Raw genomic sequence first — 21,434 nt, 5'->3', positions numbered from 1 at the left:
AAGTGGAGTGCGTGAAATCAACATTCCTTGGATCAGCGTAGATGAATGGTCCAAAAGCAAGTCAGAGTTCGGCATAGCCAAACCTTACGCATCGTCCTCAAATTCAGATTGGTCGGCGGAGCTAACGTACCGCGCCGCCTTCTGGGTCACCTGCGTCCGAACAGTCCCCCCACCACGCCGCCAATCAGTCCACCGGGACCGCCTCCACTGTGCTGATGGTGAGCACCCGTGCGACGACGGGCCGAACGATCGTCATCGGATTTGTCGCTGCCGCTGAAGCCGGCATGCGCCGCCGAGGAGGACTCGGCCAGTAACGCCTGATGCTGCAGCGGGTCTAGGAAGCCAGTCCTGGGATAGCCGCGTGCCGCCTGCCAGCGCGTGATGACGGCGCGGGTCGACCCGTCGAACCGTCCGTTGACCTTGATGTCGAAACCGAGACCGGTCAGCCGGCGCTGTACGTCGCGACGCTTTCCCTTGTTGAGGCCGATCTGATCTTCGGTTTGCTGAGTTGCCTCACCGGTAACGATCGCCGGATCGACGGATGCGATCAGCTCGCGGTCGGTCGTGCTCGGACCGGCTGCGGCAGCATTTGCACCGACGAGAATTCCCAAGAAAAGTCCCAAGACTGATAATGCGAGGATGAAGACACGCAATGGCATATCCTTCGCTGATCTTGAGTCTCGCAATGATTTCGCGTTGAACACCTGTATCGGTTCAAATGCACCGCTGTGACATTCGAATTTCGGGTGGTGTCTAAATCAAAGGTCAACTCCGGGTTCCGTCGCTGGCAACTGTTACAGGGGGCACTTGTTCCTTCGCGGGCGTCGATTGTTGCACGGCGTTGCGCTGGGACTGCCCGACAAGAAGGACAGGGACGCGATCGTCGGATGGACGGGCCGTTCAGGTCTTGACGTAGGTCAGGGTTTCGTACCCGGCTCGGTCGCGGCCTTCGAAGCAAGGGCAGACTCGCGGACGAACGTTGCAATGCTCGTCCCCCAGACGAGCGCCATGCCGAGCAGCACCCATTTGAAATCCGAATGGATCATGAAGTTGACGGCGGCCATCAACCCAATCGAAAGCCCGCCAGCAACCCCGGCACCGACCGCAGCCACGGGGTGATGGCCGCGGAAGGACGTCGCGACCAAGGTGAGCGCGAGCGCTCCCGTAGCCGCCACGTAGCCACCCATGACGCGAAAGACGTGGGTCAGCCATGACGTCAGTCTGGGCCCGACCGACTGCAATTCGGCCGGGGTGAGGCTCATGTACCGGATGTCCTCCGGCAGCAATGGAGGGGGAGGAACAGGAAGTAGATGCCGACACCGACCAACAGAATGCCGGAGACCGCCAGGAGCATCGAGGATAGACGCCAGCGGTCCCGCGTGTCGCGCATCGTTGCCCCCGGATCAGCACGGCGCCCGCCCAGCCAACGACCAGGGCGAGCGCGGCGATGATGGCATCATGCCACTGTTTTGCCCGACGGATCAAGCCGATTTCGTAAAATCCGTAATTGACGACGATTAAGCCATTGATATCGCTGTCACCGGCTACTGTGCATGGGGTTGTTTTTCGACTTTTTTGTTTTGCGGCCTGCAAGGGCCGGTCCTAGTGCCCGCCGAGATAGGCCGTGATCAGCCGGGGATCATGGATGAGATCCTTGGCGGGGCCTGACTGCACCACCTCGCCGGTCTCGAGCACGTAGCCGTAGTCGGCCGTCTCCAGTGCGGCACGGGCGTTCTGCTCGACCAGCAGGATCGACACGCCGAGGTCGCGCAGCGACGCGATGGTGCGGAAGATCTCGCGCACGATCAGCGGCGCGAGGCCGAGGCTGGGTTCGTCCAGCATCAGAAGCTTCGGCTTGGCCATCAGCGCGCGGCCGAGCGCGAGCATCTGGCGCTCGCCGCCGGAGAGTGTGCCGGCGGCTTGGCGCTGCCGCTCCTTCAGCCGGGGGAAGCGATCATAGACCTCGTCCAGCGTCTTCTGGACGCCCGAGCGGTCGCGCAGGCTGTAGGAGCCGAGGAGCAGGTTGTCGGCGACCGACATGTCGGAGAACAGCTCGCGCTTTTCCGGGACGAGGCACAGCCGGCGCTCGACGCGGTCCTCGACGGACATCTTGCCGATCTCGTTGCCCTGAAACACCAGGCGGCCGCGCGATGCGAGGAGCCCGATGGCGGCCATCAGCAGCGTGGTCTTGCCGGCGCCGTTGGGGCCGATGACGGTGACGATCTGCCCTTCCTCGACCGACAGCGAGACGTTGCGGACTGCTTCGACATTGTCGTAGCAGACGGTCACGCCGGTCATCGAAAACATCTCGCTCACGCGACGCCTCCAAGATAGGCCTCTTGAACCCGCTCGTCGCTGCGGATCGCCGCTGGAGCGCCTTCGCAGAGCTTTGAGCCGAAATCGAGCACGACGATGCGGTCGACCAGCGACATCACGAATTCCATGTCGTGCTCGACGATCAGGATGGTCAGGTGGTCCGACCGCAGCGAGCGGAGCAGCTCCGCAAGCCGGAGCTTCTCCTGGCGGCGAAGGCCGGCCGCCGGCTCGTCCAGCACCAGTAGCGCCGGGTCCGCGGCGAGCGCACGGGCGATCTCCAGGATGCGCTGATTGCCGAGCGGCAGATTGCCTGCGAGCTCGAACGGTTTCTCGCCGAGCCCGACGCGCTCGAGCTGCATCATGGCCTCGTGCCGCGCGCTGGCCTCCTCGCGCTGGTTGAGGCGGAAGGCGCTGGCGAACAGGCCGGTGCTCGTGCGGGCATAGGTGCCGAGCATGACGTTTTCGAGCAGGCTCATGCGCGGCCGCAGCTTCACATGCTGGAAGGTCCGCGCGATCCCGGCCTTGGCGATGCGGGATTGCGCGTCGCGCGTGATGGGGCGTCCCGCAAAGACGATCTCGCCCTTATTGACCCGGAGCGCGCCGGTCAGGCAGTTGAACATCGTGCTCTTACCGGCGCCGTTCGGACCGATGACGGCAAGGATCTCGCCGGACCGCACCTCGAAGCTGACATTGTTGACGGCGACGAGGCCGCCGAACCGCCGCTCGGCCCCATCGACCTTCAGAAGCAGTTCGCCGGGAGTGGGCTGCGCGCGGCGGGGCAGGGGCGGTGCCGGGAGTGGCCGTTCGCGCTGGACCTTCGGCAGAAAGCGCGCAACGAACGGCACGATGCCCTGCCGCGCCCATTGCAGGAACAGGATGAACAATGCGGAGAAGGCGACGATCTCGAGCTGCCCGGAGGCGCCCTTGGCGATCAGCGGCAGATAATCCTGCACGCTGTTCTTGAGCAGGGTGACGACGGCGGCGCCCACGACGCCGCCGAGAAGGCTGCCGGCACCGCCGACCATCGACATCATCAGATATTCGATGCCCATGCCGGCATCGAACGGGCCAGGGCTGATGAAGCGGCTCATATGGGCGTAGAGCCAGCCGGAGAGCGAGGCCAGGAAGGCCGCGATCACGAAGGTCACGAGCTTGATCTGGAAGGCGTTGATGCCGAGGCTCTCGACCAGCGTGTTGCCGCCGCGGAGCGCGCGCATGGCGCGGCCGAGCCGGGAGTCCAGCAAATTATATCCGAGCAGCAGGACGGCAGCGACGATGCCCCAGATCAGGAAATAGATCTGCGCGCTCGAGACCAGCGCGATCGATCCGATGCTGATCGGCGGGATCGACGAGATGCCGTTGAAGCGGCCAAGCCCGTCGACATTGCCGAACAGGAAGCCGATCGCGAGGCCCCATGCGACGGTCGAGAGCGAGAGGAAATGGCCCTGAAGCCGCAAAGTGACGACGCCGAGGATGGACGCGACGGAGCAGGTCAGCGCCACGCCGAACAGGAGGCCGAGCCACGGGGAGTACCCGTTCAGCGCGGAGACCCAGGCCGTTGCATAGGCCGCGACGCCGACGAACGCGGCCTGTCCGAACGACACGATGCCGCCGACGCCGGTGAGCAGGGCAAGGCCAATGGCGACCAGCGAATAGATGCCGATGTAGTTCATCAGCGTGATGCTGAACGGACTGAGCACGAAGGGGGCTACCGCCAGACACGCCAGCGCCGCCATTGCCGCAAGCTGAATTTGGAAGCGCGTCATTCCTCGATCTCCTCCTCGGAATGCAGCGAGGCGAGCGATCGCCAGATCAGGATCGGGATCAGAAGCGAGAACACGATGACGTCCTTCAGCGCGCTGCTCTCGAAGGATGCGAAGCTCTCGAGGATGCCGACGCCGACGGCCCCGATCGCCGCGCCGGGATAGCTGGTCATGCCGCCGACGATGGCGCCGACGAAGGCCTTGAGGCCGATCAGGAAGCCGGAATCGTAGAACACGGTGTTGACCGGCGCGATCAGGATGCCCGATACGCCGGCCATCAGCGAGCCCAGCAGGTAGGCGATCGTGCCGGCGCGGGCGGGCCGTATTCCCATCAGGCGGGAGCCGGTCCGGTTCACGGCGGTGGCGCGCAGCGATTTTCCGACCAGCGTGAAGTCGAAGAAGAGAAAGAGCAGACCGCTGAAGACGAGCGCCGCGATCACGATCAGCATGGTCTGGCCCGAGACCAGCACGCCGGCTAACTCGGTCGACAACGACGTCAGCGGTTCGGTTCTGACGCCTTCAGGCCCGAAGAACAGCAGCCCCAGGCCGACCAGCGCGAAATGCAGCGCGACCGAGACCGTCAGGAGCAACAGCACCGTTCCGTCCGCGATGGGGCGGAAGACGATCCGATCCAGCAGCGGGGCGATCGGCGTGATCAGCATCAAGGCAAGCACGAGCCTGACGGCGAGCGGAGGATCGGCGCGCATCGTCAGCCAGGCGAGGCCAACCACGGCCACCGGAAGCGCGAGGTAGAAGAAGAGCGCGCGCGGCAGGAGGCGGGTCTCGCCGGCGCGTACCAGCGAGATGATCTCGATCATGGTCGCAAGGCAGGCCAGGATGACCACCAGCGCCCCCGTGCCCGGAAAGCGCTTCGCATCGAGGGCCGCCAGCGTCAGCGCGGTGAACGCGGCGATGTCGCCAAAGGGAATGAAGATGACCCGGGTCACCGTGAAGATGAGGACGGTCCCGATCGCCACCAGCGCATAGACTGCGCCGGTGGCGATCCCGTCGATCGCAAGAATGGCTGCGATGTCACTCGTCATTGAGACGTCGTTCCCCCGTTCTGACTGTCTGCCGCCTTCTGACTACGGCGCGTACTTCCAGGCGCCTCCGGTCAGGCGCACCACGACGAGCGAGCGCTCGTCGACGCCGGTCACCGCACCGGGCCTGAAGTTGTAGACGGCATGCACGCCCGCCAGCTCCTTGGTGCTGAGGACCGCGTCCCGCAGCGCCGCGCGGAATTCCGCCGTTCCGGGCTTGGCGGTCTTGAGCGCGCGCTCTGCGGCGTTAGCGAAGATCAGCCAGGCGTCGAAGGAGTAGGCGGAGAAGCCGTCCGTGGTCGGGATGTTATGGGTCTTCTGGTAGACGCTGCGGAAATCCAGCGCGATCTTCTTGGCAAAGTGCTCCTCGGGAAGCTGCTCGGCGACGATCACGGGACCTGCGGAGACCTGAATGCCGTCGGCCGCCTTGCCGCCGACGTTGACGAAGTCCGGATTGACCAGCGCGACGGTACCGTAGGTGTTTCCCTTGAAGCCGCGTTCGGCGAGGCTGAGCAGAGGCAGCGCGCCTTGGGTGCCCGAGCCGCCGTCCAGTACGGCGTCCGGCCGCGCCGCCATCACCTTGAGGATCTGCGCGGTCACCGAGGTGTCGGTGCGAGCGTAGCGCTCGTTGCTCTGGAGTTTGATGCCATCGGTCGTCTCGGCCGCCTTGGCGCCGTTGTAGACGAGGTCGCCCCAGGCATCGGAGAAGCCGATATAGCCGATGTTCTTCATGCCATCGCGCTTCATGCGATCGGCGATGATCTTGACGAGCAGCGAAGCCGGCTGCGGCACCGAGACCACCCACTGCTCCGGCGTATCAGGCAACTTGGCGATCGGCGAGACCGCGATCATCGGCACCTTCAGCTCGCTCGCCACCGCCGCCATGGCGATGGTCGAGGGGGCCGTCGCGGTACCGATCAGGAGGTCCACCTTCTCTTCCTCCACCAGTTTGCGCGCATTACGGGTCGCGGCCGACGGGTCGGAGCCGTCGTCGAGCTGGATCAGGCGAATGGTCTCGCCGCTGATGGTCTTCTTGTATTCATAGGCGGCGTTGATGCCGCGCCCATAGGGGATTCCGATCGACGAGCCGTTGCCGCTGAGCGAGGTGACGAAGCCGATCGTGATGTCGGCCTGCGCAGCCGGGGCTGCCAAGACGCCGGCGACAAGTGCAAGTAGGCTCAGAATCTTGCGCATTTGCGTTCTCCTCCGTTGATGCTGGATAGGAATGCTTTGATGCCGCCGCGCGGGGAGCCCGAACGACGAACGAACCGATTGAAAGCATTGCTGCAGCGCCAAATCCCGGGCGCGGCCGAAGAGAGTTTGCTCGGGCGGGCGTCAGCAGCCATGGCCCCGGTTGCCGTTCGAACAACGAGCCCATCGGCGAATGCGGGCGGTCCTTTTCTGAAGCAATGAAAGATCGTTGGCCCTGCCGCGGTGCGCGACCGGCGGTGCTGCTGCTGCCGGCTGTTCGAGCACGGCGACTGTCCACACGATCGAGTCTCTCAAAATCGGTGCCCTGCAACATCATTGTCATGGCCACCGGTCCATGACCGGCGAGGAATTACTTAAAGCCTAAAGTATTATCGGTGGGGCCGTCAACACGTGTCACGGTGCTGTCAGAAAAAAATGTCGTTGCATACAATTTCGCCAGAGCGCGGCGCTTCTTTGCCGTTCGACCGGACGAAAAGGCCCTGCCTGCCTTGCCGTGACGGTGCCCGTCGTCGGCGCCGCGGCGCGCATTTGACGCGTGAATTAGTTTATGATTGAAATATATTCATCGGCAGCCGACGACCGATCCTCCGATCACCGCTTGAGGAGAAGGACGATGCGCATCTTCTGGCAGAGCTTCGTTGATGCGAGCGTGAACGCGCCCTACATGGCGCGGCTGTCGGAGTACCTCAACAACATCGCTGCATCCGGAACGACGGTTCATGTCGAGGGCATTTCGCCGCCGGACCGGGAGTTCGGACGGCTTGCGGAATTGCGCTGCGCCGTCCAGGCGATCGACAACGGCATCGCGGCCGAGGAGGGCGGGTTCGACGCCTTCGTCATGGGGCATTTCCAGGATCCCGGACTCTACGAGCTGCGCTCGGCGCTCGACATTCCCGTGATCGGGACCGGCGAGGCGACGTTGCTGGCGGCCTCGCAGCTCGGCCGGCGATTAGGCCTTGTGACGCTCGATCCCGTCTTCGAGGTCTGGCACTACGAGCAGGCCGAGCGTTACGGTCTCGGCGATCGCGTGGTCCACGTGACCGGCCTTGGCTGCAAGCCGGCGGATTTCGCCGATGCGTTCGCTGGAGATCAGGCCGCGCAAGCCCGCATGATCGAGGATTTTGTTGCCTCCGCGCGCCCGCTGCTCGAGCGCGGCGCCGACGTCGTGATCCCCGCCGGTGTGCTGCCGGGCCTCCTGATCGGCAGGGAGCATGGCCTGAAGATCGGCCACGCGCCCGTGGTCAACTGCGCGGCGGTGGCCCTGAAGAGTGCCGAGATGTGGGTGCAGCTCCGGAAGCTCAATGGCACCGAGCCCAGCCGCGGGCCGAGCTTCAAGCGGGCCAGCGCCCAGGCGCGCGACGATTTCCGCGCGCTGCTCGCCCGCAACAGCGGCCAGTCGCGGTGAACTAGCCTTGGAGAACAAGCCATGATGACTCCCGAAAAGATCCTGTACGAGACCGAGGTGACGGCGACCGGAGGTCGGGATGGCAAGGCGGCCAGCACTGACGATCGGCTGTCGGTCTTGCTGTCCGTGCCGAAATCGCTGGGCGGCCCCGGCGGCGAGGGCACCAATCCCGAGCAGCTCTTTGCGGCCGGCTACGCCGCGTGCTTTCTCGGTGCGGTCAAACTCGTCGCGCGCACCCGGAAGGTTGCGCCATCCGCCGAGCCCTCGGTGACCGCGAAGGTTGCGATGGGGCCGGTCCCCGTCGGATATGCGCTCGCCGTTGAACTGAAAGTCAACTTGCCGGGTGTCGAGAAATCTGTGGCCGAAGAGGTCGTCGCCGGCGCGCACGAGCGTTGCCCCTATTCGAACGCAACCCGCGGCAATATTGCCGTGAAACTGACGGTGGTCTGAGGCGGATGAACGAGGCGGGCGGTCGGTGACCAATTCCTTACGCACACCGTACGACGGCGTCGTGATTGCGGCTCCCGTCACGATTCCCTATGTGCGCTACTCCATCGAAAGCGCACAGTGGTGGATCGGCCGTGCGCTCAGCGCGCTCGTCGCGCAGGTCGGCATCAAGGCCTCCGACATCGACGGTCTGTGCGTCTCCAGCTTCACCATGGGGACTGACAGCGGGATCGGATTGACGCAGCACTTCGGGCTCTGCGTGCGATGGCTGGATACGATCCCGCTCGGTGGCGCCAGCGCCATCGCCGCCTTGCGAAAGGCGGCGCGCGCGGTTCAGGCTCGTGACGCCGACATCGTCGCGTGCGTGGCGGGTGACACCAACCACGTCGATTCCTTCCGGCTGACGCTGGAGAACTTCTCGCGCTTCAACCAGGATGCCGTCTATCCCTATGGCGCGGGCGGCGCCAATGCGAGCTTCGCGCTGATCGCGCGCAACTATATGCGCACCTTCGGCGTCACGCGGGAGGATGTCGGCAGGATCGCGGTCGCCCAGCGCGCCAATGCGCTGCGCAATCCGCACGCATTGATGAAGGCACCGTTGACGCTCGAACAGTATCTCGCGGCCCGGCCGATCTCCGATCCGATCCACCTGTTCGACTGCGTGATGCCCTGCGCCGGCGCGGAAGCGTTCCTCGTCATGCGCGAAGATACTGCGGCGTCGCTCGAGCTGCCTGCGGCGCGGCTGCTGTCGACAATCGAGCGGCACAACGCCTTCGCCGACGATCCGATGCAGGTACGCGGCGGCTGGGCGATGGACATCGGCGAGCTCTATGAGATGGCCGGCGTGAAGCCTGACGATCTCGATATCGTGCAGACCTACGACGATTATCCGGTCATCACGATGATGCAGTTCGAGGATCTCGGCTTCTGCAAGAAGGGGGAGGGTGCCGAGTTCGTGCGCCAGCACGATCTCACCATCGATGGCGACTTTCCGCATAACACGTCGGGCGGACAACTCTCGGCCGGGCAGGCCGGCGCGGCCGGCGCCTATCTCGGTCTCGTCGAAGGGCTGCGGCAGGTCCTGGGGACTGCAGGCCCCACCCAGGTCAGGAATGCGAACCTCGCCCTGGCCTCGGGGTTCGGTATGATCAATTACGACCGCGGTCTCGCCTCGGGCGCCGCGATCTTTGCAGGGCCGTCGCGATGACAGAGCCGATCAAGCCGCCCCGGCGCAAGAACCCGCTGCTGCGGACGCGGCTGCCAGCCTCGCCGCCGCGACCGCGCAGCAGAACGTCGCATGGGTTCACGCGGGCAGCCGCCGAAGGCCGCTTCATGCTGCAGCGGTGTGATGCCTGCGGTGCCTTCGCCTATCCCGCGCGGGAGGCTTGTCCGACTTGCCTGTCGGCCAGCCTCGCGTTCGCCGATGCGCCACGACGAGGCGTCCTTCTCGCGGATACGACGGCACGCGTGCCGAGCGACGTCTATTTCCGCGAACGGGCGCCCTGGCGCATCGGCCTCGTCAAGATGGACTGCGGCCCGACGATCGTCGCACATCTCCATGCCGACGCCGCGGAAGGCGCGCCCGTCCGCATGTCGTTTCAACTCGACAAGAGCGGTCAGGCGGTGGCCTTTGCCCATCCCGAGGGGGAGACTCCCAACATGGCAGACGACAAGCAGTGGCGGGAAATGACGGCCGATCCGAAATTCCGGCGCGTGCTCGTGACCAACGGCCGCAGCGTGATCGGCCAGGAAGCCGTCGCTGCATTGAAGGCGGCAGGCGCCAAGACGGTCTTCGTCGGTGTTGCCGAACCATGGCGGCCTTTCGCTGGCGAGAAGCTGCTGCGCGGTCAGGACGGGATCGAAATCGTTACGCTTGATGCAGCCGACGAAAAATCCGCGGCTGATCTCGCCGCCGACATCGGCGGCAAGGTCGATATCCTCGTCAACACGACGGAATATGTGCGGCCGGGCGGCCTGCTCGACCGCAGGGGCACGAGCATCGCGCGCGACGAGATCGACCAGGCCTATCTCGGCTTCATCAACCTCGCGCAGGCCTTTGGCCCTGCCATGCGGATGCGGGGGGCCGATGGCATCAATAACAGCGCCGCGTGGGTCAACATTCTCTCGGTCTATGCGCTGGCGAACTGGCCTGCCTTTGGTGCCTACTCGGCCTCGCAAGCGGCGTGTCTGTCGCTCTCGCACTGCCTTCGTGCCGAGCTCAGACCCGGTGGCGTCAAGGTGATGAATCTGTTCACCGGGCCTGTCGACACCGAATGGTTCCAGACCGTGCCGCCGCCGAAGGTCGCGCCGCGCGCCGTCGCGCAGGCGATCGTATCGGGGCTGAGAGGCGGGCTCGAGGAGATGTATGTCGGAGATGTCGCCGAAGAGATCCGGCAACGTCTCGCGGCCAATCCGAAAGCGCTCGAACGCGAGCTCGACAGGTGACATCGAGATTTCAACCAAGCCGGAGGACGTGACGATGCAAAGCAACAATCTCCTGGAGCTGGCGGGTGCGATTTCTTCCGGCGCGGTGCGCGTCGTCGATCTGACCTTCACGCTCAGTCCGGACTTTCCGGTCATCGTGCTACCGCCGGAGTTCGGCCAGGCGGCGCCGGTCCGCATCCAGGAAATCTCGCGATACGACGGTCGCGGTCCGGCCTGGTACTGGAACAATGTCACGTTCGGCGAACACACCGGCACGCATTTCGATGCGCCGATTCACTGGTTCACCGGCAAGAACCTGCCGAACAATGCCGTCGACACGATGCCGGCCAAGGACATGATCGCGCCGGCCTGCGTCATCGACTGCTCCGCGCAGGCGGCGCAGGATCCCGATTTCCTGCTGACCATCCCGCTTGTCGAAGCCTGGGAAGCCAAGCACGGCCGGATCCCCGAGCGGAACTGGGTGTTGCTCAGGACCGACTGGTCGAAGAAGGGCTGGCGCGACTACTCCAATCTCAGGGATGACGGCGCGCACACGCCGGGCCCGAACCCTGATGTCATGAAGTGGCTGGTGGAGGAGCGCGGCGTTATCGGGTTTGGCACCGAGACCATCGGCACGGACGCGGGGCAGGCCGGGCATTTCGAGCCGCCTTATCCCGCGCATCACTTCCTCCACGGCGCGGGCCGCTACGGTCTGCAATGCCTGTGCAACCTGGATCGGCTTCCGGCCACCGGGGCCGTCATCGTGGCTTCGCCACTGAAGATCCAGAACGGCTCCGGCAGTCCGCTTCGCGTCATCGCGCTGGTTTCGTCGAACTGAACCGAATCCATGGCGCTTGCCAATCGGAACAAGACATTCTTACGAAGGACAGGTGCCATGAACTTGATCAAGAGCCTGCTGGCCTCCACTGCGTTGCTTCTTGCCGTACCGCACATTGCGCAAGCCGATATCCTCGTCGGCTTCGTCACCGGTCTCAGCGGGCCGGTATCCTCGATCGGCATTCCGAACGCGAAGGGGATCGCGGCGGGAGAGGCCTATGTCGGCGAGATCGGCGGGGAGAAAGTCCGCGTCATCCAACTCGACGACGCGTCCGATGCCACCGCCTCGGCGCGCAACGCGCGCAAGCTTGTCGAGCAGGAGAAGGTCGATATCCTGATCGGAACGTCGGGCGCGCCGCAAACCCTGGCGATGGCGACCGCCGCGATCGAGATGAAAGTGCCGATGATCGCAGTCTCCCCGATCGCATCCGTTCCGGACGGCGAGGGCGGACCCTGGGTCGTGCAGACGCCGCAGCCAATGCCGCTTCTGGTCCGGGGCATCGTCGACCACATGAAGGCGCACGGATTGAAGACGGTTGCCTTCATCGGGTTCTCGGATGCGCTCGGCGACCTCTTGTATGATTCGCTGTCACAGAGCGCCAAGGCGGCGGACATCAAGGTCATCGCCAACGAGCGCTACGCCAGGTCCGATTCGTCGGTGACCGCACAGGTGCTGCGCGCGCTTGCGGCGCGTCCCGATGCCATCATGCTGGGTGGCACCGGAACGCCGGGCGCGCTGCCCGCCATTGCCTTGTCCGAGCGCGGGTACAACGGACCGCTCTACGGTAACAATGGAATGATCAGCGCCGACTTCCTGCGCCTCGCCGGCAAGACCGCCAATGGCATCATCTGCCCGACCGGGCCGGTGATCGCGGCTGAACAGCTTCCGGCGGGCAATCCGATTCAGAAGGTCGCCTTGGCCTACCGGGCGGCCTATGAGAAGGCGAACGGCGAGATGCCGACCGACTCGTTCTCCTCCTACTCCTTCGATGGCTGGGTGGTCCTTGTCGATGCCGCCAAGCGTGCGATGGCGACCGGTGCCAAGCCCGGCTCGCCGGAATTCCGCAGCGCGCTGCGCCAGGCGTTGTTCGCCACCAAGGAGGTCGTGGGGACGCAAGCGGTCTACACCTATACGTCAGCGGATCGGCATGGCGTCGACGATCGCTCGCGCATCCTGGTCCAGATCGAGGACGGCAAATACAAGCTGTTGCCCTGAGGCGGAAGCACGATCGTGACGGAAAACGAGGCGCCGGCGAACGCCGGCGCAGCGGCTGGACAGGAGAACGCGACGCCGGCCTGGGCGCGCGCGGTGACGTCGTTTCGACCGTCGGAGCGGATCCTTTCCACCATCCTCACGCGGCAGGCAGAACGCTATGGCGATCGCGTCCTGCTGGTCGCGGGTGAGACGCGCTGGACCTTTGCGCAGACCGCGGCGATCGCCGCCGCGTCGGCCCAGGCGCTCGTCGATGCGGGGATCAAGCCGGGCGATCGGGTTGCGCTGATGTGCTCGAACCGTCCGGAGTTTCTGCAGGTCTATCTCGGCTGTGCGTGGCTCGGGGCCATCGCAGTCCCGATCAATACAGCGCTCCGCGGCTTCCAGCTCTCCCACATCTTCCGCAACTCGCGTCCCGCGCTCCTTGTCGTCGAGGCTCAGTTCGTGGTCGCGATCGAGAGTGTCGAGGTGGGTGTCGAGCTGCCGCCTCGGACCTGGATCGTCGGAGCTGCCGGCGGGGCGGTCGATGCCGGGCTTTCCGCGTTACCATTGCCGGCGCTCGGAGCCGCGGCCCCGGCGAGTGCCGTGCGTCCCGGCGACACCGTTGCGATCCTCTACACATCGGGCACCACGGGGCCTGCAAAGGGTGTGTGTTGTCCGCAGGCGCAACTGTTCTGGTGGGGCATCTATTCGGCGCGGGCGCTCGGCATCCGCGAGGGCGATGTGCTGTTCACGACACTGCCGCTGTTCCACACCAACGCGCTGAATGCGTTCTATCAGGCGCTCCTGAACGGATGCACCTACGTGCTGGAGCCGAAATTCTCCGCCACCGGCTTCTGGGCCGCCGCGCGACGGCACAATGCGACGGTCGGCTATCTGCTCGGCGCGATGGCGTCGATGCTGCTGGCGCAGCCGAAGAATGCGAACGATTCGACGCATCGTCTTCGCGTCGCGCTTGGCGGCGGCGTGCCGCCGCAAATCCACGGTCCGTTCCTGGAGCGGTTTGGCGTGCCGCTGGTCGACGGCTACGGATCGACCGAGACCAATTTCGTGTTTGCAGGCACGATCCCATCCGATCGGCCGGGGACGATGGGCTATCTCGCCGACGGGATCGAGGCGCGGATCGTCGACGAGAATGATTCGGCGCTTCCTGACGGACAGGCCGGGGAGCTCGTGCTTCGCGCAAAAGAGCCCTTTGCTTTCGCCACCGGCTATTTCGGCATGCCGGAGAAGACGGTCGAGGCGTGGCGAAATCTGTGGTTCCACTCGGGCGATCGGGTCGTCCGGGATGCTGACGGTCAACATCGCTTCATCGACCGCATGAAGGATTCGATCCGCAGGCGTGGCGAGAACGTATCCTCCTGGGAGGTCGAGCAGACCATCCAGTCCCATCCCGCGGTCGCCGCTTGCGCGATCTACCCGCTGCCGTCGGAGTTGGGAGAGGACGAGGTTGCGGCTGCGATCCTGCTGGAACCTGGCCAATCGCTGGCGCCTGTCGACATCGTCAGGCATTGCGAAGGGCAGATCGCCTATTTCGCCATCCCGCGTTATGTGCGCTTTCTGAGCCAGATGCCGTTGACTGAGAACGGCAAGATCAAGAAGGGCGTGCTGCGCGAGGCGGGCGTCACCACGGACACATGGGATCGCGAGGCGGCCGGAGTGAGGTTGCGACGCTAACCGTCGCGTCCGCTCAGGGTTTTTGCAGCGCGTCCTTGACGGCGCCCTTGAGGTCGTCGAGCTCGCCGATCAATCCGTCGAACCGGTCCGCCGGGAAATCGGCCAGCAGCTCGGCGAGCCACGCGCCGTGGCTCTTGGCCATTCGCCTGAAGGTCTTGCGGCCTTCGACCGTCATGCAGACGATCTGCACGCGGCGGTCGAGCTTCGACGCCGTGCGGGTGATGTATCCATCCGCGACCAGGCGGTCCACGATCGGCGTGAGGTTCCCGGCCGAGACCATCAGGCGCTTGGGCAGCTCTCCCAGCACAAGCCCGCTCGGTTCGCGGTCGAGCTGGGCGAGAACATCGAAGCGGGGCATCGTGAAATCGAACTCTTCGCGAAAGCGGCGCCGCAGCTCGCCCTCGATCAGGGTCGTGCAGGCGAGTAGCCGGAGCCAAACTCGCGTTTGAGCCCTGTACTCGGCTTCCTGATCCGCCCCATTCCTCGCTGAAACAGGCGTCGACTCCTTCGCGAGTGCCAATCGAATCTCCCGGGCTTCGTGGCCTGATGAAAGCTGGCGCAGCTCTCGTGGACACCAGCAAGATAGTTCGTGCCAAAAGTAAATTCAAGGCTGAGCCCGGGTGCCTGGGAATCGGCTCTGCCGTGGGTCCACTTTGCATTGTATCTCAAGATTGCCGCTGTGGCGCCGGGCGCGTCGCCCAGGCTCCATGCAGAACCCACCTTGACAAGGCCCGTGCCGACAAAATACTTTATGCTTAAAATAATTCGAGCGAGAGCTCAGGCCCACGGCGCGGTGCGCGAAAGCGAGGGATCATGCGCATAGTCTGTATCGGCGGCGGCCCGGCGGGTCTCTATCTGGGCCTGCTGATGAAGCGCCGGCATCCGGAGCACGTCATCACGGTCGTCGAGCGCAACAAGCCCTACGATACGTTCGGCTGGGGGGTCGTGTTCTCCGATGCCATGATGTCCGCGATGCGCCTTGCCGACCCCGAGAGCGCGACCGAGATCGAGGACGCCTTCAATCACTGGGACGATATCGAGCTCGTCTTCAAGGGCACGCGCCAGCGCACGACCGGCCATGGCTTCATCGGTATCGGGCGCAAACATCTGCTCAACATTCTTCAGAGGCGCTGCGAGGCGCTGGGTGTCGAGCTCGTCTTCGAGCGCGACGTCGAGTCCGATCTCGAATTTCCCGACGCCGACCTGATCGTCGCCTGCGACGGCGTCAATTCCAGAATCCGCGCCCGCTATGCCGAGCAATTCCAGCCCGACATGGTGATCCGGCCGAACCGCTACATCTGGCTCGGCACCAAGAAGGCGTTCGACGCCTTCACGTTCGATTTTCAGAGGACCGAGCACGGCTGGTTCCAGGCGCACATCTACAAGTTTGACGCGGAGACTTCGACCTTCATCGTCGAGACCACGGAAGAAGCCTACAACGCCCACGGGCTTGGCGAGCTCGATCAGCAGGCCTCGATCGATTTCTGCGAAAAGATCTTCGCCGAGACGCTCGATGGCGCGAAGCTCCTGACCAACGCCCGTCATCTGCGCGGTTCGGCCTGGCTCAATTTCAGCCGCCTGATCTGCGGCAAATGGAGCGTGTTCAACGGCAAGTCTCATGTCGTGCTGATGGGAGATGCCGCGCACACCGCGCATTTCGCGATCGGGTCGGGTACCAAGCTCGCGCTCGACGACGCCATCGAGCTCGCCAACCAGTTCGATCGCCATGGTCACGATCGCGCCGGCATCGAAACCGTGCTGGAGGCGTATGAGGAGGTGCGCCGCGTCGACGTCGCGCGCATCCAGAACGCGGCGCGCAACGCCATGGAATGGTTCGAGGTGGTCGGCCGGCGCTATGCCGATACGCTCGAGCCGCCGCAATTCTTCTATTCGATGCTGACGCGCTCCCAGCGCATCAGCCACGAAAACCTTCGTCTGCGCGACCGCACCTGGCTGGAAGGGTTTGAGCGCTGGTTCGCCGCGCGCTCGGGCATCGCCGTGAAGGACGGCGAGCGGGGGCCGCCGCCGATGCTGACACCGCACCGCGTGCGCGGCCTTTCGCTCGCGAACCGCATCATGGTGTCGCCGATGGCGATGTATTCGGCTGAGGACGGGCTCATCAACGACTTCCACATCGCCCATCTCGGCGCGCGTGCCATGGGTGGCGCTGCGCTGATCTTTGCCGAGATGACCTGCGTTTCGCCGGATGCGCGGATCACGCCGGGTTGCCTCGGGCTCTGGAACGATGCGCAAGCCGAGCAATGGCGCCGCCTGGTCGAGCTCGTCCACGGCGTCGGGCATGCCAAGGTCGGGATTCAGCTCGGCCATGCCGGGCGCAAGGGCGCGACCAGAGTGCCCTGGGAAGGGATCGATCAACCCCTTGAATCCGGTGAATGGCCTCTGATCTCCGCGTCGGCCTTGCCGTATCTGCCCCACAGCCAGTTGCCGCGGGCGATGGACCGCAGCGACATGGACCGCGTGCGCGACGATTTCGTCGCGGCGACACATCGTGCGGCGGCGGCCGGCGTCGAGTGGCTCGAACTCCATTGCGCGCACGGCTATCTGCTGTCGAGCTTCCTATCGCCGCTGACCAACCGGCGCACGGACGAATACGGCGGCAGCCACGAGAACCGCGCGCGCTTTCCGCTGGAGGTGTTCAAGGCGATGCGCGCGGTGTGGCCGTCCGATCGGCCGATGTCGGTGCGTCTGTCCTGCCATGACTGGACCGAAGGCGGCAACATTCCAGCCGATGCGGCGATCTTCGCCGCGATGTTCAAGGAGACGGGGGCGGACGTGATCGATTGTTCGTCGGGGCAGGTCTGGAAGGAGGAACGGCCGGTCTATGGACGCCTGTTCCAGACGCCGTTCGCCGACCTGATCCGCAACGAGGTCGGCATCGAGACCATTGCGGTCGGCGCGATCTCCGAGGCCGATCACGCCAACTCGATCCTCGCGGCCGGCCGCGCCGACCTCTGCGCCATTGCGCGGCCGCATCTGGCCGACCCGGCCTGGACGCTGCACGAAGCCGCCCGCATCGGCATCACGTCGGTCAGTTGGCCGAAGCAGTATCTGTCCGCCAAGGGGCAATACGAAAGCAATCTGGCGCGCGCCGCGGCAGCTAGCGCGCAGTGAGCGGAGGAGGGATCAGATGAGCGTCGTGGCAAAGGTCATCAAGCGTGACTGGGTGGACTGGCCGTTCTTCGAACCGCGCCATCACACGATCGGCGAGCGGCTCGACCGCTTCGTGCAGTCGGGGGCGCTCGACACAATCGATCACAGTGTCGACGGCGCCTGCCGCAAGCTGGTGCGCGCGATGGGCGAGGTGGGCCTGCTCGATTGCGCGGTCGCGGCGCCCGACGGCGATGCGACGACGATCGAGTCCCGCTCGATCTGCCTGTCGCGCGAGTCGCTCGCCTATGCCGACGGCCTCGCCGATTTCGCCTTCGCCATGCAGGGGCTCGGCTCCGGCGCGATCGCGCTCGGCGGTTCGGCCGAGCTGCGCAAGGCCGTGCTGCCGAAGGTTCGCTCCGGCGAATGGCTTGCGGCCTTCGCGCTGTCCGAGAAGGAGGCGGGATCGGACGTCGCGGCGATGTCCTGCACGGCGCGCGCCGACGGCAACGACTACGTCATCGACGGCGAGAAGACCTGGATCTCCAACGGCGGCATTGCCGACGTCTACACGCTGTTCGCGCGAACCGGCGAGGCGCCGGGCGCCCGCGGCATCTCGGCCTTCGTCGTCTTTCCCGATGATCCCGGCTTCGGCATCGCCGAGCGCATCGACGTCATCGCGCCGCATCCGCTGGCGACGTTGCGCTTTGCCAATTGCCGGATCCCGGCGAGCCGTCGCCTCGGCGCGCCGGGCGGCGGGTTCAAGCTGGCGATGCAGACGCTGGACATTTTTCGCGCATCGGTCGCGGCCGCCGGCCTCGGCTTCGCCCGGCGGGCGCTCGACGAGGCGCTGTCGCACGCGCGCAGCCGGCGCATGTTCGGCGCGACGCTGGGAGATCTCCAATTGACCCAGGCTGCGCTCGGCGACATGGCGACCGACACCGATGCCGCCGCGCTCCTGACCTATCGCGCAGCCTGGCGCCGCGATGTCCAGAAGCTTCCGACGACGCGCGAAGCTGCCATGGCGAAGCTGACGGCGACCGAGACCGCACAGCGCGTCATCGATCGCGCGGTCCAGATGTTCGGCGGACGCGGCGTGCGCAAGGGTGAGGTGGTCGAAAGCCTCTACCGCGAAATCCGGGCGTTGCGCATCTACGAGGGCGCGACCGAGGTCCAGAAACTGATTGTGGCGCGTGATTTACTGAAATCGCGCTGAGACGATAGAGAGAAGCCGATGAGTGTGACGAGACAGCCGGGCGCAGCGGCGCCCGACACGGCGAATGGTTTGCAGGTCCTCCAGCCCGGTGGCTGGCCGCAGCCAAAGGGATATGCGAACGGCATGATGGCCGACGGGCGCCTCGTCGTGACCGGCGGCGTCGTTGGCTGGGACGTTTCAGGCCGGTTTGGCGAAGGATTTGTTGCGCAGGTCCGCCAGGCGCTCGAAAACATCGTCGCGATCCTGGCCGAAGGCGGCGCGAGGCCGGATCATCTGGTTCGTCTGACCTGGTATGTCGTGGACATGGACGAATACGTCTCCAATCTCAAGGCGCTCGGCAAAGCCTATCGCGAGGTGATCGGCACCCACTATCCGAGCATGGCGCTCGTTCAGGTCGTGCGTCTTGTCGAACCGGCAGCGCGCGTCGAGATTGAAGCGACGGCTGTCGTTCCGCGCTGAAGGAGTGCTCGTTCGACGTGGGCCCGGCGATGCGCCGGCAGCTTGACGCGATCCAGACTGCGCTCGCCTATGTCGATGCGCAGAATGAATATGCCGACAAGGATCGTGGTGAGGGCGTGGGCGTCTACGCGCAACGCTTCGTCAGCAGCCCGGGCAAGAAGGATCGCCTGTTCTGGCGCGACGAAAGCGACCCGAGCCCACTCGGTGCACTGGCGGCGAACGCCTCAGCCGAAGGCTATAAGGCCCGAAGCATAGGGCCGAGCCCGTATCATGGATACAATTTCCGTATCCTGAAGGGGGCAGGGGTCGGATGCGCCCGGCGGTGCTCTCAACTACGTCGTCAAGGGCAAGATGATCGGTGGTTTCGCCCTGATCGCGTCGTGCTGCAAGGTCCCAAGGCGGGCTTGGAATTCGCCGCCAATCTCAGCACAATCGCGATTTCGATGAGGTGAGGCGGTTCTGAAATGGTGTTTCGCCACTCCTGCGCAAAACCGGATCACATTTCGCGAAATGGCGCGATCGGACTTGCGAGCGTCTCTGGGACCAGTCAGGATAAGCGAGCTACGGTAAGCAATTCCAAACCGGAAGACGCTGATGCGAACACTCTTTCCATTCTGTGTCGCCCTGGCCTGTTTCTCGGCAGCGATGACCCTGAGCTCGTCCAGCGCGAACGCGGTGTTCTGGCGCGGCCTGACCGCACCAACGAACATTGACTACCACGGCTACACCATCATCAAGGAGCCTCCGCCAAGCCCCTGCCAGTGGATACGGGTCAACGGTTATTACGTCCGCCAATGCGTGCGCTAGCTGCTGTCCGTGCTTCATGTGAAGTGCCGGCGATTGGTCATCTCGATGTTGTCCGCTATCCAAGGTCGAGAATGGCCGGATTCGGCCGATCGATAGAATAGAGCGCACCGACAGTGGCGGCTGAATAGCGCCCTCAGTCCGCGATCGCATCCAACCCCTCGACGCTTTTCTCTGCGGTCGACAACGCTGTGCATCGTCAGGCCCACGATGGCTGAGCGCTCGGGAAGCGCCAGCGTGTTGTCGCGCGTCGACCGAACGCCGGCCGCTCAGCGAAATGGTTAATCGAGCGAGGAGTACCCCCTTTTTTCCGCATCACCACTCCATGGAGCACGAGAAACCTTCAGGCCGGACACTATAACTGGACTTGGTTGGTGGCAGGAGTTTTTCGCCAACGAACGTTGCGATGTCTTTCACCTTAATAGAAGGGGTTTCTCCTATGCTGCGTTATTACATCAAGACCACGGAAGCGTTGAAGCGTCTGCGCAAGGACCAGGACGGCGTCGTGTCGTTCGAATACCTCATCGTCGCGGCTTGCATTATCGCCGTCGTGTCCATTGCCTTCGGTAAGGGTGGCGCTCTTCAGACGGCGCTGACCACCGCCATCGGCGCGATCAGCACGGCTCTCACGACCGCCGTCGCAGCCGGTTAATCCCCTGAGGGGGCACCGGGTTGTGCCTCCACTCTGAAAGAAGGGATTTTCACCCATGTTGTTGGAGCATTGCATCAAGACCGCGGAAGCGCTGAAGCGTCTGCGGGCGGACCGCGACGGTGTGGTGTCGTTCGAATACCTCATCGTTGCGGCCTGCATCATCGCCGTGGTTTCCATTGTCTTCGGCAGTGGTGGAGCTCTTCAGACGGCGCTGACCACCGCCATCGGTGCGATCAGCACGGCTATCACCACGGCGGTCGCGGCTGGCTAATTCCCAAGGGGGGCACTCGATCGTGCCCCCCTTCAACGTTTTGATTTGTAGGCGTGCATTCCATGAACTGGATCGTTCCCACAGTCGCGTTTCTGGAAATCCTGTTGTTGCTCTATGTCGCAACGATCGACGTGGCGACACGATTGATCAGCAATGAGATCTGCGTGGCGCTGGCGGTTCTCGGGATCGCCGGTCAGCTGGCCAGCCCGATGCAAGTTGCGGAATCACTGATCGTCGCTGCGATCCTGTTTCTGCTGCTGTTTGCCATCTACGCGCGGGGCTGGATGGGTGGCGGCGATGTCAAGTTGCTGGTGGCCCTGGCAATTGGACTTCCGTTGCCGAGCGTCATCCAGTTGTTGAGCGTTACCGCGCTGGCCGGCGGTGTTCTCGCCCTGATGCATCTGATGATGCGTCTCCTGCCATATCCCGCCCTGGCGCCCGCCGGATCGTCGCTCGTGCGCCGCATCTATGCGGTTGAGCGTTGGCGCCATTTGCGACATGCGCCGCTTCCTTACGGTGTTGCCATCGCGAGCGGCGGTATCTGGGTCATTTTCAGCAAAGGATTCTGAGATGTCATCCGCTCTGCGAGT

21 protein-coding genes and 1 pseudogene are annotated in these 21,434 nt (G+C 64.5%); 15 read left to right on the top strand and 7 right to left on the bottom strand.

From position 1 onward, the window contains the following. Window positions 1-146 precede the first annotated feature (146 nt). From XI09_RS45625 to XI09_RS45600, 6 genes are all read right to left on the bottom strand, one after another. A complete protein-coding gene (locus XI09_RS45625) occupies window positions 147-653 on the bottom strand; it encodes a peptidoglycan-binding domain-containing protein (RefSeq protein WP_271572798.1) in 507 nt (168 codons plus the stop codon). A 264-nt stretch (window positions 654-917) separates the two neighbouring features. Beyond that, window positions 918-1,262 carry a hypothetical protein gene (locus XI09_RS45620; protein WP_271572797.1) on the bottom strand — a complete coding sequence of 115 codons (345 nt, stop codon included), beginning with the start codon at window positions 1,260-1,262 and terminating at the stop codon, window positions 918-920. Between the two features lie 340 nt (window positions 1,263-1,602). Continuing rightward, window positions 1,603-2,316, bottom strand: coding sequence for an ABC transporter ATP-binding protein (locus tag XI09_RS45615; protein WP_271572796.1), 714 nt, complete (start codon window positions 2,314-2,316; stop codon window positions 1,603-1,605). Next, a complete protein-coding gene (locus XI09_RS45610) occupies window positions 2,313-4,082 on the bottom strand; it encodes a branched-chain amino acid ABC transporter ATP-binding protein/permease (protein ID WP_271572795.1) in 1,770 nt (589 codons plus the stop codon). The genes XI09_RS45615 and XI09_RS45610 overlap by 4 nt, the downstream gene beginning before the upstream one ends. Next, window positions 4,079-5,122, bottom strand: coding sequence for a branched-chain amino acid ABC transporter permease (locus XI09_RS45605; protein ID WP_271572794.1), 1,044 nt, complete (start codon window positions 5,120-5,122; stop codon window positions 4,079-4,081). The genes XI09_RS45610 and XI09_RS45605 overlap by 4 nt, the downstream gene beginning before the upstream one ends. Window positions 5,123-5,164: 42 nt before the next feature. Next, the gene (locus tag XI09_RS45600; RefSeq protein ID WP_271572793.1) at window positions 5,165-6,313 is read right to left on the bottom strand and encodes an ABC transporter substrate-binding protein; all 1,149 of its coding nucleotides are present in this window, start codon (window positions 6,311-6,313) and stop codon (window positions 5,165-5,167) included. A 631-nt stretch (window positions 6,314-6,944) separates the two neighbouring features. Between XI09_RS45600 and XI09_RS45595 the strand changes: the two genes are divergently transcribed. The 7 genes from XI09_RS45595 to XI09_RS45565 are packed head-to-tail and all read left to right on the top strand — an operon-like array spanning window position 6,945 to window position 14,334. After that, the gene (locus XI09_RS45595) at window positions 6,945-7,736 is read left to right on the top strand and encodes an aspartate/glutamate racemase family protein (protein WP_271572792.1); all 792 of its coding nucleotides are present in this window, start codon (window positions 6,945-6,947) and stop codon (window positions 7,734-7,736) included. 21 nt (window positions 7,737-7,757) lie between these two features. After that, window positions 7,758-8,186: an organic hydroperoxide resistance protein gene (locus tag XI09_RS45590; RefSeq protein ID WP_038965977.1), complete on the top strand. Its 429-nt coding sequence runs from the start codon at window positions 7,758-7,760 to the stop codon at window positions 8,184-8,186. 25 nt (window positions 8,187-8,211) lie between these two features. After that, window positions 8,212-9,390: a thiolase family protein gene (locus XI09_RS45585; protein ID WP_271572791.1), complete on the top strand. Its 1,179-nt coding sequence runs from the start codon at window positions 8,212-8,214 to the stop codon at window positions 9,388-9,390. Further along, complete coding sequence (locus tag XI09_RS45580; protein ID WP_271572790.1) at window positions 9,387-10,628, top strand: SDR family NAD(P)-dependent oxidoreductase; 1,242 nt, start codon at window positions 9,387-9,389, stop codon at window positions 10,626-10,628. The genes XI09_RS45585 and XI09_RS45580 overlap by 4 nt, the downstream gene beginning before the upstream one ends. A gap of 34 nt (window positions 10,629-10,662) precedes the next feature. After that, on the top strand, window positions 10,663-11,445 hold the full coding sequence (locus XI09_RS45575) for a cyclase family protein (protein WP_271572789.1): 783 nt from the start codon (window positions 10,663-10,665) through the stop codon (window positions 11,443-11,445). A gap of 57 nt (window positions 11,446-11,502) precedes the next feature. Further along, window positions 11,503-12,660, top strand: coding sequence for an ABC transporter substrate-binding protein (locus tag XI09_RS45570; protein ID WP_271572788.1), 1,158 nt, complete (start codon window positions 11,503-11,505; stop codon window positions 12,658-12,660). A gap of 15 nt (window positions 12,661-12,675) precedes the next feature. Next, a complete protein-coding gene (locus tag XI09_RS45565; RefSeq protein ID WP_271572787.1) occupies window positions 12,676-14,334 on the top strand; it encodes an ATP-dependent acyl-CoA ligase in 1,659 nt (552 codons plus the stop codon). Between the two features lie 13 nt (window positions 14,335-14,347). Here the strand turns inward: XI09_RS45565 and XI09_RS45560 are convergent, their stop codons facing one another. Continuing rightward, entirely contained in the window at window positions 14,348-14,854 is a 507-nt protein-coding gene (locus tag XI09_RS45560) for a MarR family winged helix-turn-helix transcriptional regulator (protein ID WP_271572786.1), read from the bottom strand. A 293-nt stretch (window positions 14,855-15,147) separates the two neighbouring features. On the opposite strand from XI09_RS45560, the gene XI09_RS45555 reads away from it, so the two are divergent. From XI09_RS45555 to XI09_RS45515, 8 genes and pseudogenes are all read left to right on the top strand, one after another. After that, window positions 15,148-17,466 carry a bifunctional salicylyl-CoA 5-hydroxylase/oxidoreductase gene (locus tag XI09_RS45555; RefSeq protein WP_271572785.1) on the top strand — a complete coding sequence of 773 codons (2,319 nt, stop codon included), beginning with the start codon at window positions 15,148-15,150 and terminating at the stop codon, window positions 17,464-17,466. A gap of 16 nt (window positions 17,467-17,482) precedes the next feature. Then, complete coding sequence (locus tag XI09_RS45550) at window positions 17,483-18,658, top strand: acyl-CoA dehydrogenase family protein (RefSeq protein WP_271572784.1); 1,176 nt, start codon at window positions 17,483-17,485, stop codon at window positions 18,656-18,658. 18 nt (window positions 18,659-18,676) lie between these two features. Beyond that, window positions 18,677-19,117, top strand: a complete 441-nt coding sequence (locus tag XI09_RS45545) for a RidA family protein (RefSeq protein ID WP_271572783.1) — start codon at window positions 18,677-18,679, stop codon at window positions 19,115-19,117. A 32-nt stretch (window positions 19,118-19,149) separates the two neighbouring features. Then, window positions 19,150-19,495, top strand: a pseudogene (locus XI09_RS45540) (DUF2950 family protein); the annotation flags it as partial. A 216-nt stretch (window positions 19,496-19,711) separates the two neighbouring features. After that, complete coding sequence (locus tag XI09_RS45530; RefSeq protein ID WP_271572782.1) at window positions 19,712-19,924, top strand: hypothetical protein; 213 nt, start codon at window positions 19,712-19,714, stop codon at window positions 19,922-19,924. A gap of 403 nt (window positions 19,925-20,327) precedes the next feature. Beyond that, window positions 20,328-20,573 (top strand): Flp family type IVb pilin, encoded by a 246-nt coding sequence (locus tag XI09_RS45525; RefSeq protein WP_333939218.1) that lies wholly within the window; start codon window positions 20,328-20,330, stop codon window positions 20,571-20,573. Window positions 20,574-20,628: 55 nt separating this feature from the next. Continuing rightward, window positions 20,629-20,844, top strand: coding sequence for a Flp family type IVb pilin (locus XI09_RS45520; protein WP_333939217.1), 216 nt, complete (start codon window positions 20,629-20,631; stop codon window positions 20,842-20,844). 62 nt (window positions 20,845-20,906) lie between these two features. Then, window positions 20,907-21,413, top strand: coding sequence for an A24 family peptidase (locus tag XI09_RS45515; protein WP_271572781.1), 507 nt, complete (start codon window positions 20,907-20,909; stop codon window positions 21,411-21,413). Window positions 21,414-21,434 lie beyond the last annotated feature (21 nt).

The sequence above is a fragment of the Bradyrhizobium sp. CCBAU 11386 genome (genome assembly GCF_028128955.1).
GTDB lineage: Bacteria > Pseudomonadota > Alphaproteobacteria > Rhizobiales > Xanthobacteraceae > Bradyrhizobium.
Note: the sequence above shows the minus strand (reverse complement) of the source record. Positions and strands in the feature narration are given on the sequence as shown.